The following is a 14,615-nucleotide window of genomic DNA, read 5'->3' as shown; positions in this document are numbered from 1 at the left end:
CCAGATAACAGAGGCAATACTCCAGCCCCTGGTGTGACAACTGACAATAGTAGCAATACGACCCTTACTACTCCATCGTCTACTGTTGGACAGGCACAAGCAAGCACTTCGACTCAAGAAACGCCAGTTTCTACAAGCACTCCAAACAATTCAGGAACTACAGTGACTCCTAACGAGACTCGTCCTGTTGACAAGTCTGAGCTTGCTCGATTGGTTGAAGGATTGGAAAGTCGTTTGAAAGATTTGGATGATATAGATAGTACAACGCTTGAGTCAGCTAAAGCTCTTCTTACAGAGATTAAACAAGCTCTTAATGACGAAAGTTTGACAGAGTCCGATTTGCGTGATATTGTTAGAAGAGTGAGAGAGGTAATAGACTCCTTAAAAGGTGTGAAAGAAGACCAGCAAAATCAAGAAAAAGATCAGATGAAAGACGATAGTCAGACAACTACTGAATTTTCATATGTAGTAATGATTGGCAGTCTACTTGCCCTTCTTGGGCTCCTTCTCTTCCTCATCGCGCGTCGTAAGAAAGAGTCAGAACTCAAGAAATTGGTCAAGGAACTAAGCAAGATTGAAGCAGAATTGGATTCTACAAATGTGGATACGAAAGTTCTCGACCAAGCACGAGAAGCTCTCGCTCAAGCAGTTGCTTTCCTAGCCAATGAGAAAGAGTCTGACCACACAGAAGACGAGTTGATTGAGAAACTCAAAGCGATTCTTGCTCAGCTAAGATAAGCGACATGTTGAAATATCGCAGGTGACCATAGAAGTTACTACATTGCTGGATAATGACGATAGGAAAAGTTAGTCGCAAACCTGTAGTGGGAATATACCAGCTTCTAGTGGGGAAGTGGTTCTGGGAACAGGACACCGTCTTTTAAATGGGAATGCTTCCTCCTCTAGTACAAGTAGAAGTCTTTGATGGTAGAGTAAGATAAAGAAGAAACACGAAACAAGTAAGATAGTTCATGAAATGGAACTGAAAATTGCTGGTGTGGACTCTTGAAGGAAGTAATGGATAGAAAGAAGTTGAAAAGCGTCTTTCTATCCATCTTTCTTTAGGAGTTGATGTAAGCGCTCTCTATCGCTTGGTTTTGTCAGATGATTGTGCTCTCCATAACCAACCATACGTATATCATATATAGTAGATTGAAATAAGATATGAACAAAGAGATTGAGAAAGTCAAATTAATTTCTAGAAATATTTTAGAATCCGTAGCCTACTATTCTAGGCTCAATATACTACACTTAAAAAATATTTCTATTGATTAATAGGGATTATTGTGGTATAATCTAGGTAGATTAGAAGTCATCAAAGGTGCAGCAATGTATAACTAGGTGACCTTTTTTCATATAGTGGAGACTGTTAGAATGAATGATGCCATATTTGAATTAACAAATTTCAAGGAATATATTCCTTGAAATATTGATATAGTTGATAAAATACGATTAGTTTATAATCCTGTGTTAGCACCTACTACGTTAAAAATGGCGATTGAACCTGCACTGACAGAAGAAGAATTGTATCAACATATGAAAGATAAATCTCATTGGGATTTTTCATATAATGTTGACGATGAATTTTATAAAAAGGATTGCGTAGATTTATGGTAAATTGGTTAATCGTCAGTATATTTTAGCTAAGTAAGCCTATTTATTTGATAGTTACCTTAGAAATTTCCTTCAAGAAATATTGGAGAGAATTGAAGTCTTTTTGAAAAAGAGTACCGCTGATACTCTGACGCTTGGATACCAAAAAACTATTTATATTTTTGAAGACGATGATTTATATTTTTCTGAACAATCTAAATACTGCAAGGATAACCCTAAACGTCAGGATACTGTCTTGAAAACAAAGTATCATTTATCGCGGTTTATTTTTGAAAAACAAGATGATTCCATAGTAAAGAATCAGATTAGACAATATGGTGTTGTGTTGCCTTGGACTGTTTTTCGTTTAATGACATTTGGAAATATATCATCATTTCTTGTCGCCTTACAACCAGGTTATCGAAATAAGGTTGCTGCTTATATTAGTTTGCTCTTGTATAAGGATGATAAAATTCCAGCTAAAATCTTATTGTCCTGGTGTAATGCACTTCGATATCTTAGAAATATATGCTCATATAATGGCAGATTATATGAACGCTTACACCATACCTTACCTGCTCTTCATCATTCTGATAAGGAGTTATTGGAGACAAACTCAGAGAATGATGATAAGACATTATTTATTTATTTTATAGCAATGAGACATCTTATTTTGTCCATGTCCCTAGAAACCCAGAATTTTTGGAATAAAAAATACAAAATTTACTAGAAGAAGGAAGTAGAGAACAAGTTGATTTGAGACACTACGGTCTTCCAGAGGACTGGGTGAACTTATTGACAATTAAGAATAGGATAATCTCTTAGATAGATAATTATTGGAAAGAATAAGATAGTATGGAGGTCTAGTATAAAACAAAATAAAGGGCACAAAACATTTTTATTCTGTGTTGTGCCTTGAGTGAAACAAAAGGAATAAATTATAACAATGAAAAAAGTTGCCATTATTGGAGCAGGAATTGTGGGGGCAACAGCTGCCTACCACCTCTCGAAAGAAAGTGACCTAGAGGTAACCGTCTTTGACCATGGACAAGGTCAGGCTACCAAGGCTGCAGCAGGAATTATCAGTCCTTGGTTTTCCAAACGCCGCAATAAAGCTTGGTACAAAATGGCGCGCTTGGGGGCTGATTTTTATGTGGATTTATTAGCTGATTTAGAGAAATCAGGGCAAGAAATCGACTTTTACCATCGTTCGGGAGTCTTTCTCCTGAAAAAGGATGAATCCAAGTTGGAAGAACTCTATGAATTAGCCCTCCAGCGCAGAGAAGAATCTCCCTTGATAGGGCAATTAGCCATTCTGGACCAAGCATCATCTAATGAATTATTCCCTGGTTTGCAGGGATTTGACCGTCTGCTCTATGCTTCTGGTGGAGCGAGAGTAGATGGCCAACTTTTAGTGACTCATTTGCTGGAATCAAGTCATGTCAAGCTGGTCAAAGAAAAAGTGACTCTGACACCGTTAGCATCAGGCTACCAGATTGGTGAAGAGGAGTTTGAGCAGGTTATTTTGGCGACGGGAGCTTGGTTGGGGGATATGTTAGAACCCTTGGGTTATGCTGTGGATGTCCGTCCTCAGAAAGGACAGCTCCGAGATTATCAGCTGGCCCAAGACATGGAAGATTACCCTGTTGTTATGCCAGAAGGGGAGTGGGATTTGATTCCTTTTTCTGGTGGGAAATTGTCCTTAGGTGCTACTCATGAAAATGACATGGAATTTGATTTGATGGTAGATGAAACCTTACTCCAACAAATGGAGGAGGTAGCCTTGCCTCACTATCCAGTTTTAGCTAGAGCGACTTCAAGAGCTGAGCGTGTGGGAATTCGTGCCTATACCAGTGATTTCTCACCTTTCTTTGGGCAAGTACCCGGCTTAGCAGGTGTCTATGCTGCTAGTGGACTGGGTTCTTCAGGCCTCACAACGGGTCCTATCATCGGTTACCATTTAGCTCAACTGGTTCAAGGAAAGGAATTGACCTTGGACCCTCTAAACTACCCAATTGAAAACTATGTCAAACCGGTAAAAAGCGAATAATACTCAATGAAAATCAAAAAACAAACTAGGAAACTAGCAGCGGGCTGCTCAAAGCACTGCTTTGAGGTTGTGGATAGAACTGACGAAGTCAGCTTAAAGCACTGCTTTGAGGTTGTGGATAGAACTGACGAAGTCAGCTTAAAACACTGTTTTGAGGTTGTGGATGGAACTGACGAAGTCAGTAACCATACCCATGGCAAGGCGAAGCTGACGTTGTTTGAAGAGATTTTCGAAGAGTATAAGCATTTTACTGAAATTTTATCTTACCCTCTAGGATGGCAAATGACATTCCCTATCAAAAATGGTAAAATAAGAAAAAATAATCCGAGAATCGAGGAATTAAGATGCAAGAAAAGATTTTGCTAACGGGTGGAGCAGGTTTTATCGGAACCCACACTGTTATTGAGTTAATCCAAGCAGGTCATCAGGTTGTTGTGGTGGATAACCTTGTCAACAGCAATCGCAAAAGTTTAGAAGTTGTTGAGAAAATTACAGGAGTTGAAGTACCTTTCTATGAGGCAGATATCCGTGATATAGATACTCTTCGTGACATTTTCAAACAAGAAGAACCAACAGGGGTCATTCACTTTGCTGGCTTGAAGGCTGTTGGAGAATCTACTCGTATTCCTCTTGCCTACTATGACAACAATATCGCAGGAACTCTTAGCCTTTTGAAAGCTATGGAAGAAGCCAACTGTAAGAACATCATTTTCAGTTCTTCTGCGACAGTTTACGGAGATCCTCATACAGTGCCAATCCTGGAAGATTTCCCACTTTCAGTGACCAATCCATACGGTCGTACCAAGCTCATGCTAGAGGAAGTTTTGATAGATATCTACAAGGCAGACTCAGAATGGAATGTGGTCTTGCTTCGTTATTTCAACCCAATCGGAGCCCATGAAAGTGGAGACCTAGGAGAAAATCCAAACGGTATTCCAAACAACCTCTTGCCATATGTGACTCAAGTAGCTGTTGGGAAATTAGAGCAAGTGCAAGTGTTTGGAGACGATTACGATACCGAAGATGGAACTGGTGTTCGTGACTATATCCACGTTGTCGATTTGGCTAAAGGTCACGTCGCAGCTCTGAAAAAAATCCAAAAAGGTTCAGGCCTAAACGTTTATAACCTTGGAACAGGTAAAGGCTACTCAGTTCTTGAAATTATCCAAAATATGGAAAAAGCAGTGGGACGCCCAATTCCTTACCGCATCGTAGACCGTCGCCCAGGGGATATCGCAGCCTGCTATTCAGATCCTGCAAAAGCCAAAGCAGAACTGGGCTGGGAAGCAGAACTCGGCATCACCCAAATGTGTGAAGATACATGGCGTTGGCAAAGCAAGCATCCAAATGGATTCGAAGACTAAGATGGTGATATCAATCATTGTCCCCTGTTTAAACGAAGAGGAAGTACTTCCTCTTTTTTATCAGGCTCTGGAAGCTCTGATTCCTGACTTGGAAACAGAAATCGAGTATGTCTTTGTCGATGATGGATCAAGTGATGGAACCTTGGAACTCTTAAAGGCCTATCGGGAACAAAATCCGGCAGTGCATTATATTTCTTTCTCGCGAAATTTTGGCAAAGAAGCAGCTCTGTATGCAGGCTTGCAATATGCGACAGGAGATCCGGTGGTGGTAATGGATGCAGACCTCCAGGATCCTCCTGGTATGTTGCTTGAGATGAAAAACTTACTAGACCAGAATGCAGATTTAGACTGTGTTGGAACACGGAGAACTAGTCGGGAGGGAGAACCCTTCTTTCGCAGTTTTTGTGCTAATCTCTTTTACTGCCTTATGCAAAAAATTAGTCCAGTAGCCCTGCCATCAGGTGTCCGTGATTTTCGCATGATGAGACGGTCTGTAGTCGATGCCATTTTAAGCTTGACCGAGTCCAATCGTTTTTCAAAGGGGCTCTTCGCCTGGGTGGGTTTCAAAACCTACTATTTGGACTATCCAAATGTCGAAAGGCAGGCTGGCAAGACCAGTTGGAGTTTGAGGCAACTTTTTTTCTACTCCATTGAAGGGATTGTTAATTTTTCAGATTTTCCCCTGATTATCGCCTTTGTGGCGGGACTCCTATCTTGTTTTATTTCTTTTGTGATGACTGTTTTTGTGGTGTTTCGGACCCTTATCTTGGGCAATCCGACATCTGGTTGGACCTCTCTGATGGCTGTTATTCTCTTTCTTGGAGGCATTCAACTCTTGACTATTGGGATTCTCGGTAAATATATCAGTAAGATTTATTTGGAGACTAAAAAAAGACCACTTTATCTTATCAAAGAAAAAAGTTATCATAGATCATGAAAAAGTAGGAATTATCTGGCGCAGTCACTTTTTTGTAATTATAATTCTTTTGGTCTGGAATTTGAGTGATTTTTAAAAAAATTAGGGATTTGACATGATATAAATGAACTATGTGGAATAAATTTACTGCAAAGACGATAACTTAATAAATAAAACATTCAGGAGGGTTATTTTATGCTAAGTAAAGAGGATTATACTGAAGAAATCGGGCTAATAAAGAAACAAAATTATGTAGAGGTTGAACTGTATCCTTTAGTTGCTGATATAATTAAGCCAACTTTAAAAGATAGTTTATCAAAAAGATATGTCTTCGGAAGACAAAGAAGGGGTTTGGGACAAATTTATTATGGTCTAAGTAATTTTCCTGATATAGTTATTTTAGATAAGACTTATGAAAACAAATCTAGGAAAAGTATAAAAATTGAAGAATGGAAGGAACTTCGAGGATGCGTGGAAGTTAAGAATTTAAATTATAGTTTAATTACAGAGGAAAAAATCAAATCAACCATATCGAACAGTTTTGAACATATAACTGGAGAGATGGGACAACTTATTGGAGACCTTTTATGGTATAAAAAAGTAATTTATACAAATGGAATTGAATGGAGATTTCTAAGTTTAGATGACAAGGAAGAGATAGATAATACAATTGTTGAAGTAGTTAACAAAAGAATAGAAACAGAAGAAGCGGGAAATTCTTTTGATTGGTGGAAGAATATTAAAGATTTACCGTTCAATTATACGGATATATGCCTATCTAAAGATTGTAGACGAGAGTGGAATGAATTTGTAAAAAGGGTAAAGGAAATAGAATGGTAGAAGTCTATTCTCATTGAGGAATTTAGATTATAAGTTGCAGTAAGATTTATCTGGAGACTAAAAAAAGACCACTTTATCTCGTTAAAGAAAAAAGTGATCTTCCTGATTTTACAGAAAAAAATAAAGTGAAAAGACTATAATTTTACATGGAAATATGCTAAACTAGAAAGAGTGAAACGTTCTTGTCAATTTACTATGAGAGATTAGTGTTGATTTTTAATCAAGGCACGTGTCGGACAGTTTCTAACAGCCTCTAAGACATCCTGACTAGGAGAAATTTCTTTTTCCAGTTGGTCAGGATTATCGTAAAAACGCACGATTCCATTATCGTGGTAATCAAATAAGTCAGAATAAGTTTGGCAAAGCCCACAGGCGATGCATCGTTCAGGTATAAGTGTGATTTTCATGTTCATATTTATATTGTAATAAGAAAAGTAAAAAAAAACAAGGAGTAAGGTATGGCAAAAGAACCGTGGCAAGAAGATATTTATGATCAAGAAGAAGCAAGAGCAGAGCGTCGGCATCGAAACCACGGAGGGGCTGATAGGATGGCTAATCGTATTTTGACGATCCTAGCTAGTATTTTCTTTGTAATTGTGGTGGTGATGGTCATCGTTCTCATCTATCTATCATCGGGGGGGAGTAATCGCACAGCAGCCTTAAAAGACTTTCATGATTCTGATGCAAGTGTAGTACAAGTCTCATCTTCAAGCAGTTCTCAGCCTGAGCAGAGTTCAGAGCCAGAATCTACTTCTAGTAGTTCAGAAGAAGCTGCTAATCCTGAAGGAACGATTAAAGTTCTCGCAGGAGAAGGGGAAGCAGCTATTGCCGCTCGTGCAGGAATCTCCATTGCTCAGTTAGAGGCCTTGAATCCTGGGCACATGGCTACAGGATCTTGGTTTGCTAATCCAGGTGATGTTATAAAAATAAAATAGGAGCCGATATGAAAACAATTCAAATTGCTATTGATGGTCCTGCTTCCAGCGGTAAGAGTACGGTCGCAAAGATTATTGCTAAGGATTTTGGATTCACCTACCTTGATACAGGAGCTATGTATCGTGCAGCGACCTATATGGCTCTTAAGAACCAATTAGGAGTTGAAGAAGTCGGAGCCCTTCTAACCTTGTTGGACCAGCATCCAATCAGCTTTGGACGTTCAGAAACTGGAGACCAGCTTGTTTTTGTAGGAGATGTGGATATTACCCATCCTATCCGTGAAAATGAAGTGACCAATCATGTTTCTGCTATTGCAGCAATTCCTCAAGTGCGTGAGAAACTAGTTTCTCTCCAACAAGAAATTGCCCAGCAAGGTGGGATTGTCATGGATGGTCGCGATATTGGAACTGTTGTATTGCCACAAGCAGAATTGAAAATTTTCCTAGTAGCTTCTGTTGATGAGAGAGCAGGGCGCCGTTACAAGGAAAATATTGCCAAGGGAATTGAAACAGACCTTGAAACCCTAAAAAAGGAAATTGCTGCGCGTGACTACAAGGATAGTCATCGGGAGACTTCTCCTCTTAAACAAGCAGAGGACGCTGTCTATCTTGATACAACTGGCTTGAACATTCAAGAAGTAGTTGAAAAAATCAAATCAGAAGCTGAAAAAAGAATGTAAATGTAGAAAAGCCGATAGATGGATATCGGTTTTTTTCTAAATTTGTCAAAATGCTGATTTTAGGGTATAATAGTTGCTGTTCGAGAAATTTTGATTTTCAAAGAATAGTGAATGATGATAAGGAGAAACCATGAACAATTTACCAAATTGTCCAAAATGTAACTCAGAGTATGTCTACGAAGACGGTGCCCTACTGGTTTGCCCAGAGTGTGCTCATGAGTGGAATCCTGCTGAAGTTGCAGAAGTAGAAGAAGGTCTTGTCGCTATCGATGCCAACGGAAATAAATTGGCTGATGGTGATACAGTAACTCTCATCAAGGACTTGAAAGTAAAAGGTGCGCCAAAAGATTTGAAACAAGGGACGCGCGTGAAAAATATCCGCATCGTAGAAGGCGACCACAATATCGACTGTAAGATTGATGGTTTTGGTGCCATGAAACTTAAATCAGAGTTTGTGAGGAAGATTTAAGCATGTCAAAACACTATAAACTTGTATTTTATAGCCGTATCTTCTTGTTTCTAGCGGCTTTTACGGGAGTTTATCTTGAAATTACTAAGCATGGTGGTTTTGGGATGCTTCTCTATTACACGGTTCTGTCCAACCTCTTGGTAACTATTTTTACCCTTTATCTTCTAAAGGTTATGAGCCGTGTAGGTGAAAATTGGCAAAGGCCAAGTCTCTTGCGCTTAAAAGGTGGGGTCACCATGAGTATCATGATTACCTGTGTGATTTACCATTTCCTCTTGGCGCCCATTGCGACTAATTTCTATACCCTAGAAAATTTCCTTTGCCACTATATCGTTCCCATCTGGTTTTTAGCGGATACCCTCTTTTTTGACAAACAGGGTCAATATAAGATTTGGGATCCAGCAGTGTGGACCATTTTACCCTTGCTGTATATGATGTTTGCTCTTTTTAATGGCTTGGTTCTAAAACTCAATATTCCAAATGCCAAGGATAATCCTTTCCCTTACTTCTTTTTGAATGTGAACAAGGGTTGGAATGTTGTGTTTAAGTGGTGTCTGATTATCTTTGTTGCCTATATGGTAGCAGGATTTATCTTCTACTTTATTAAGCAAATCAAGAGAAAGTCATCCTAATACTCTTCGAAAATCTCTTCAAGCCACGTCAGTTTCGCCTTGCCGTAGATATGGTTACTGACTTCGTCAGTCTTATCTACAACCTCAAAACCATGTTTTGAGCTGACTTCGTCAGTTTCCATCTGCAACCTCAAAACACTGTTTTGAGCAGCCTGCGGCTAGCTTCCTAGTTTGCTCTTTGATTTTCATTGAGTATAAGACACAAGGGATTCATTTTCGAGTTTGAGAAGGAGTCTGTGTACCAATGAGGCTTCTTCTTTTCTTGCTTTTTTGATAACTATCAAAAAAGTAGAAGATTAAGAGAAATATAGAAAGAGATTTCATGAAACAATTTTTAGAACGGGCCAGCATTTTGGCTCTCTCCCTCGTTTTGATTACCTCCTTTTCCATTTCGAGTGCCCTACCAGCCATGTTTGACTATTATCAGGGTTATTCTAAGGAACAAATTGAGCTCTTGGTGAGCTTGCCTTCCTTTGGAATCATGATGATGTTACTGCTAAATGGTTTCTTAGAAAAAATATTTCCTGAGCGCTTACAGATTAGTTTGGGCTTGCTGATTTTATCATTGAGCGGTACAGCTCCCTTCTGGTACCAAGCCTATCCCTTTGTCTTTGGAACACGGCTTCTTTTTGGTTTAGGTGTTGGGATGATCAATGCCAAGGCCATTTCTATTATCAGTGAACGCTATCAAGGAAAAAGGCGAATTCAGATGTTAGGGCTACGCGCTTCTGCAGAGGTCGTTGGAGCTTCTCTCATTACCTTGGCCGTCGGTCAGTTGTTGGCCTTTGGTTGGACAGCTATCTTTCTAGCCTATAGTGCTGGATTTTTGGTGCTGCCCCTTTATCTGCTCTTTGTCCCTTATGGAAAATCAAAGAAAGAAGTCAAGAAAAGAGCGAAGGAAGCAAGTCGTTTAACTCGAGAAATGAAAGGCTTGATTTTTACCCTAGCTATCGAAGCGGCAGCTGTAGTTTGTACCAATACAGCTATTACCATCCGTATTCCAAGTTTGATGGTGGAAAGAGGATTGGGGGATGCCCAGTTATCTAGTTTTGTTCTTAGTCTCATGCAGTTAATCGGGATTGTGGCTGGAGTGAGTTTTTCTTTCTTGATTTCTATCTTTAAAGAGAAACTGCTCCTCTGGTCTGGTATTACATTTGGCTTGGGGCAAATCGTGATTGCCTTGTCTCCATCCTTGTGGGTGGTAGTAGCAGGAAGTGTTCTGGCTGGATTTGCCTATAGTGTAGTCTTGACGACGGTCTTTCAACTTGTCTCTGAACGAATTCCAGCTAAACTCCTCAATCAAGCAACTTCATTTGCAGTTTTAGGCTGTAGTTTCGGAGCTTTTACGACCCCATTCATTCTAGGTGCAATAGGGTTACTAACGCACAATGGGATGCTGGTCTTTGCCATCTTAGGAGGTTGGTTGATTGTAACCTCTATCTTTGTCATGTACCTATTTCAAAAGAGAGCTTAGGATTGGTTTCCTAAGTTTTTCTTTTGATACTCAATGAAAATCAAAGAGCAAACTATAGTTGATTGAGTTTGGAATAGTACGCTGTAGCTGCTAAAACATTTCTAGAAATTAATTTGACTTTCCTAATAGAGTTGTTCATATCTTATTTCAATCTACTATAGAAAGCTAGCCGCAGGTTGCTCAAAATAGTGTGTTGAGGTTGCAGATGGAAACTGACGTGGTTTGAAGAGATTTTCGAAGAGTATGAGATTTTTATACCCATACAATATTTGTTTTAGGTCCTTGTTTACAGACTAATTTCTTGATAAAATAGAGGTTATGACGAGATATAAAGCAACTATTTCCTATGATGGTTATGCCTTTGCTGGCTTTCAGCGCCAGCCTCATGCGCGTAGCGTTCAGGAAGAAATTGAAAAAACCTTGACCAGATTAAATAAGGGGCAAGCCATTACTGTTCACGGTGCTGGTAGGACAGATAGTGGGGTTCATGCCCTGGGACAGGTCATTCATTTTGACCTGCCTTATCAGATGGATGAGGAGAAACTCCGTTTTGCCTTGGATACCCAGTCTCCTGAAGATATTGATGTGATTTCGATTGAGCTTGTGGCAGATGATTTTCATTGCCGTTATGCCAAGCATAGCAAGACCTATGAGTTTATTGTGGATAGAGGACGTCCCAAAAATCCCATGCGCCGTCACTATGCCACCCACGTTCCCTACCCACTCGATGTGGAACGAATGCAGATTGCAATCAAAAAGCTAGAGGGAACCCATGATTTCACTGGCTTTACAGCATCTGGGACCAGCGTAGAGGACAAGGTTCGTACTATTACAGAAGCTAGCCTTAGGGTGGATGAGACAGGACAATTTTTGACCTTTACCTTTTCAGGAAATGGGTTCTTGTATAAACAGATTCGCAATATGGTGGGGACTCTTCTCAAAATCGGTAACAACCGTATGCCAGTAGAGCAGATTGATCTCATCTTGGAGAAGAAGGACAGGCAACTTGCAGGTCCCACTGCAGCACCAAATGGTTTATATTTAAAGGAGATTCGTTATGAAGAATAATCGTATTTTAGCACTTTCTGGAAATGATATTTTTAGTGGTGGTGGTTTGTCCGCTGATTTGGCTACCTATACCTTGAACGGCTTGCATGGCTTTGTAGCAGTGACTTGTTTGACAGCCTTGACAGAAAAAGGATTTGAAGTCTTTCCAACTGATGATACCATTTTTCAACATGAATTAGATAGCTTGCGTGATGTGGAATTTGGGGGAATTAAGATTGGTCTTCTCCCTACTGTCAGTGTGGCTGAGAAGGTCTTGGACTTTATCAAACAACGCCCAGGAGTACCTGTGGTGCTGGATCCTGTCTTGGTCTGCAAGGAAACGCATGATGTAGCTGTCAGTGAGCTCTGCCAAGAGTTGATTCGCTTTTTCCCTTATGTCAGTGTGATTACGCCTAATCTCCCAGAAGCAGAATTATTATCCGGTCAGGAAATTAAAACCTTGGAAGACATGAAAACTGCAGCGCAGAAATTGCATGATTTAGGAGCGCTAGCAGTCATTATCAAGGGAGGCAATCGCCTTAGTCAGGACAAGGCTGTGGATGTCTTTTATGATGGACAAAACTTTACAGTCCTAGAAAATCCTGTTATCCAAGGGCAAAATGCTGGCGCAGGTTGTACCTTTGCCTCAAGCATTGCCAGTCACTTGGTTAAAGGTGATAAACTTTTGCCAGCAGTAGAAAGCTCTAAGGCTTTCGTTTATCGTGCTATTGCACAAGCAGATCAGTATGGAGTAAGACAATATGAAGCAAACCAAAACAACTAAAATCGCCCTTATATCCCTATTAACCGCCCTTTCTGTGGTTCTAGGTTATTTCTTAAAAATCCCAACACCGACAGGCATCCTAACTCTTTTAGATGCGGGTGTCTTCTTCGCAGCCTTCTACTTTGGTAGTCGTGAAGGAGCTGTAGTCGGAGGATTAGCAGGTTTCTTGATTGACCTCTTATCAGGCTATCCCCAGTGGATGTTCTTTAGCTTGGTCAACCATGGCTTGCAGGGATTTTTCGCAGGATTTAAAGGAAAAACTCAGTGGTTAGGCCTCGTTTTGGCAACGATTGCCATGGTAGGGGGTTACGCCTTGGGTTCTACATTGATGAATGGCTGGGCTGCAGCTCTACCAGAAATCCTACCAAATTTCATACAAAATATGGTAGGGATGATTGTAGGATTTATCCTTAGTCAAAGTATCAAGAAGATTAAGTAAAGAGGCTGTGGAGAAAGTCCTAAGAATTAGAAAAAACGCATAGTATCAGGTGTTGAAACCTTGATACTATGCGTTTTATTGTGGGAAGATTTTCCTCATTTTCTAGTGAAATTGAACTTTTTCTAACATCTTTTTATAGATGACTTCTTAATCAATTATCATTTCCATTGTTGTTTCTTGGGGTTTCATCCCTTGTCTTTGATAAAAGCGGAGAGCACCCTCGTTATCATTCCAGACACTTAGGGTTAGATTATTGCAGCCAATTTCTTTAGCATAATTGAGAGCGAATTGATAGAGTTGATCACCAATTTTTTGACCACGAGCATTTTGATCTACACATAAATCTTTGATAAAAAGGGTTTTGATTTCTTGGAGAACAGGATTATCTGTTTTATCTTTTATGGTACAAAATAGGTGTCCGAGAACTTGTCCCTTCTCATCTTCAAAAACAAAAATAGGGGTATGTTCTTGAGAGAGAATATTTTGCAACTCAGAGGAACTATATTTAGTCCCAGTTTGCTTAAAAATATCTGGTCGAGCTTGGTGGTGAAGCGTAAGGATTTGTTGTAATAAATCGAGTAATTTAGGAATATCTTCTTGTTTAGCTTTTCGAATAGTCATGAAGGTTCTTTTTATTGGCTTAGTCTATAAGAAAAGCTTTAGGAGCAATCATTTTTCTTTATGAAGAGTTCTTAAAATAATTAACTGTGTTGACATAATCCAAAGAATGAGAATACTCATGTCCAATAGAGAAACATTTCCGTAGTCGTAAAGGCTGGCTCGCAGAAGATTTGAGGAAGGGACGAAAGGGAGGGCACGGTAAAGATGGTTTACCCACTCAGGTAGTCGATCTGCAGGATACATGAGTGGTGAGAACATGAGTCCAATCATAAGAATTAGCTGCGACATAAGGGTTACTGTATTTGGAGAAAAGGTGTAGGCTATAGCAAATCCCAGACTAATCATAGTAAGACAAATCAGAAGCACAATAAAAACACCAAGAAAAGATGGATGGAGACGAACAGAAAAACGGACATACCCAAGTAGAATAGAAATAAAAACTCCCGGCAAAATGGCAATTAACCACATCCACAAGTCAGCGAGAGAAATGAATATCCTAGGGATGGGTAAGGCACGAATATAATCAAAATGCCCTTCCAACTTATCATTTGCTATAACAGGGGAGGAAATTGTACAACCCATGGAGATAATTCCAATTAAAACAGAACCAGACGAAAGATAGTAGGCAGTAGTCGAATCGATATCGCCAATAACTAGAGGGTAGCCAAAAAGAAGAGAAATGGATAAGAGGAGCTGTGCTAGTGTAAAAAGGATGAAAAGCTCTTTTTGGCGCAAGTAGTTCCAATGAAGTAAGTAAAAAAATTGAGTCAT

General features: G+C 39.7%; 18 protein-coding genes and 3 pseudogenes. 17 read left to right on the top strand and 4 right to left on the bottom strand.

Features of this window, described 5'->3' with window-relative positions; genetic code table 11:
- From HT687_RS06765 to HT687_RS06730, 9 genes and pseudogenes are all read left to right on the top strand, one after another.
- Positions 1-738 (top strand): hypothetical protein (locus HT687_RS06765; protein WP_191995401.1); only part of this gene is annotated, 738 nt, incomplete at its 5' end.
- Positions 739-1,696: 958 nt separating this feature from the next.
- On the top strand, positions 1,697-2,323 hold the full coding sequence (locus HT687_RS11925; protein ID WP_226372039.1) for an Abi family protein: 627 nt from the start codon (positions 1,697-1,699) through the stop codon (positions 2,321-2,323).
- 216 nt (positions 2,324-2,539) lie between these two features.
- Positions 2,540-3,643 (top strand): FAD-binding oxidoreductase, encoded by a 1,104-nt coding sequence (locus tag HT687_RS06755; RefSeq protein ID WP_172924117.1) that lies wholly within the window; start codon positions 2,540-2,542, stop codon positions 3,641-3,643.
- Between the two features lie 6 nt (positions 3,644-3,649).
- Positions 3,650-4,009, top strand: a complete 360-nt coding sequence (locus tag HT687_RS06750) for a hypothetical protein (protein WP_000694300.1) — start codon at positions 3,650-3,652, stop codon at positions 4,007-4,009.
- Positions 3,988-5,007, top strand: coding sequence for a UDP-glucose 4-epimerase GalE (galE, locus tag HT687_RS06745; RefSeq protein WP_001156507.1), 1,020 nt, complete (start codon positions 3,988-3,990; stop codon positions 5,005-5,007). Before HT687_RS06750 ends, galE begins: the two co-directional genes overlap by 22 nt.
- A pseudogene (locus tag HT687_RS12355) lies at positions 4,991-5,569 on the top strand (glycosyltransferase family 2 protein); the annotation flags it as partial. The gene galE and the pseudogene HT687_RS12355, both read left to right, overlap by 17 nt.
- 183 nt (positions 5,570-5,752) lie before the next feature.
- Positions 5,753-5,944 (top strand): annotated as a pseudogene (locus tag HT687_RS12350) (glycosyltransferase); the annotation flags it as partial.
- A gap of 174 nt (positions 5,945-6,118) precedes the next feature.
- Complete coding sequence (locus HT687_RS06735) at positions 6,119-6,763, top strand: hypothetical protein (RefSeq protein WP_023934114.1); 645 nt, start codon at positions 6,119-6,121, stop codon at positions 6,761-6,763.
- A gap of 38 nt (positions 6,764-6,801) precedes the next feature.
- Positions 6,802-6,903: pseudogene (locus HT687_RS06730) on the top strand (group 2 glycosyl transferase); the annotation flags it as partial.
- Positions 6,904-6,966: 63 nt separating this feature from the next.
- Here HT687_RS06730 and HT687_RS06725 read toward each other — a convergent pair.
- The gene (locus HT687_RS06725; protein WP_080564678.1) at positions 6,967-7,170 is read right to left on the bottom strand and encodes a ferredoxin; all 204 of its coding nucleotides are present in this window, start codon (positions 7,168-7,170) and stop codon (positions 6,967-6,969) included.
- Between the two features lie 51 nt (positions 7,171-7,221).
- On the opposite strand from HT687_RS06725, the gene HT687_RS06720 reads away from it, so the two are divergent.
- From HT687_RS06720 to HT687_RS06705, 4 genes are all read left to right on the top strand, one after another.
- Positions 7,222-7,698, top strand: coding sequence for an SAG1386/EF1546 family surface-associated protein (locus HT687_RS06720; protein ID WP_001040900.1), 477 nt, complete (start codon positions 7,222-7,224; stop codon positions 7,696-7,698).
- An 8-nt stretch (positions 7,699-7,706) separates the two neighbouring features.
- Positions 7,707-8,378: a (d)CMP kinase gene (cmk, locus tag HT687_RS06715; RefSeq protein WP_000849385.1), complete on the top strand. Its 672-nt coding sequence runs from the start codon at positions 7,707-7,709 to the stop codon at positions 8,376-8,378.
- A 130-nt stretch (positions 8,379-8,508) separates the two neighbouring features.
- Positions 8,509-8,847, top strand: coding sequence for a zinc ribbon domain-containing protein YjdM (locus HT687_RS06710; protein ID WP_001061591.1), 339 nt, complete (start codon positions 8,509-8,511; stop codon positions 8,845-8,847).
- A gap of 2 nt (positions 8,848-8,849) precedes the next feature.
- Entirely contained in the window at positions 8,850-9,479 is a 630-nt protein-coding gene (locus HT687_RS06705; RefSeq protein ID WP_016397631.1) for a Pr6Pr family membrane protein, read from the top strand.
- Here the strand turns inward: HT687_RS06705 and HT687_RS12195 are convergent.
- On the bottom strand, positions 9,476-9,601 hold the full coding sequence (locus tag HT687_RS12195; RefSeq protein WP_258953690.1) for a hypothetical protein: 126 nt from the start codon (positions 9,599-9,601) through the stop codon (positions 9,476-9,478). The two genes, HT687_RS06705 and HT687_RS12195, sit on opposite strands and share 4 nt — an antisense overlap.
- Positions 9,602-9,801: 200 nt before the next feature.
- On the opposite strand from HT687_RS12195, the gene HT687_RS06700 reads away from it, so the two are divergent.
- The 4 genes from HT687_RS06700 (at position 9,802) to HT687_RS06685 (ending at position 13,223) form a co-directional block, all read left to right on the top strand.
- Positions 9,802-10,953, top strand: a complete 1,152-nt coding sequence (locus tag HT687_RS06700; RefSeq protein ID WP_054392605.1) for an MFS transporter — start codon at positions 9,802-9,804, stop codon at positions 10,951-10,953.
- A gap of 318 nt (positions 10,954-11,271) precedes the next feature.
- Positions 11,272-12,021, top strand: coding sequence for a tRNA pseudouridine(38-40) synthase TruA (truA, locus tag HT687_RS06695; RefSeq protein ID WP_138707133.1), 750 nt, complete (start codon positions 11,272-11,274; stop codon positions 12,019-12,021).
- A complete protein-coding gene (locus HT687_RS06690) occupies positions 12,011-12,784 on the top strand; it encodes a bifunctional hydroxymethylpyrimidine kinase/phosphomethylpyrimidine kinase (RefSeq protein WP_138707134.1) in 774 nt (257 codons plus the stop codon). The genes truA and HT687_RS06690 overlap by 11 nt, the downstream gene beginning before the upstream one ends.
- Complete coding sequence (locus HT687_RS06685; RefSeq protein ID WP_138707135.1) at positions 12,762-13,223, top strand: ECF transporter S component; 462 nt, start codon at positions 12,762-12,764, stop codon at positions 13,221-13,223. Before HT687_RS06690 ends, HT687_RS06685 begins: the two co-directional genes overlap by 23 nt.
- Before the next feature lie 147 nt (positions 13,224-13,370).
- On the opposite strand, the gene HT687_RS06680 is transcribed toward HT687_RS06685, so the two are convergent.
- Positions 13,371-13,844 (bottom strand): GNAT family N-acetyltransferase, encoded by a 474-nt coding sequence (locus HT687_RS06680; protein WP_138702213.1) that lies wholly within the window; start codon positions 13,842-13,844, stop codon positions 13,371-13,373.
- 48 nt (positions 13,845-13,892) lie between these two features.
- Positions 13,893-14,615 (bottom strand): ABC transporter permease, encoded by a 723-nt coding sequence (locus tag HT687_RS06675; RefSeq protein ID WP_000191422.1) that lies wholly within the window; start codon positions 14,613-14,615, stop codon positions 13,893-13,895.

The organism is Streptococcus sp. 1449 (assembly GCF_013276805.1).
Taxonomy (GTDB): Bacteria; Bacillota; Bacilli; order Lactobacillales; family Streptococcaceae; genus Streptococcus; species Streptococcus pseudopneumoniae.
The sequence above is the reverse complement of the archived record's forward strand: the minus strand, read 5'-3'. Positions and strand labels throughout refer to the sequence as shown.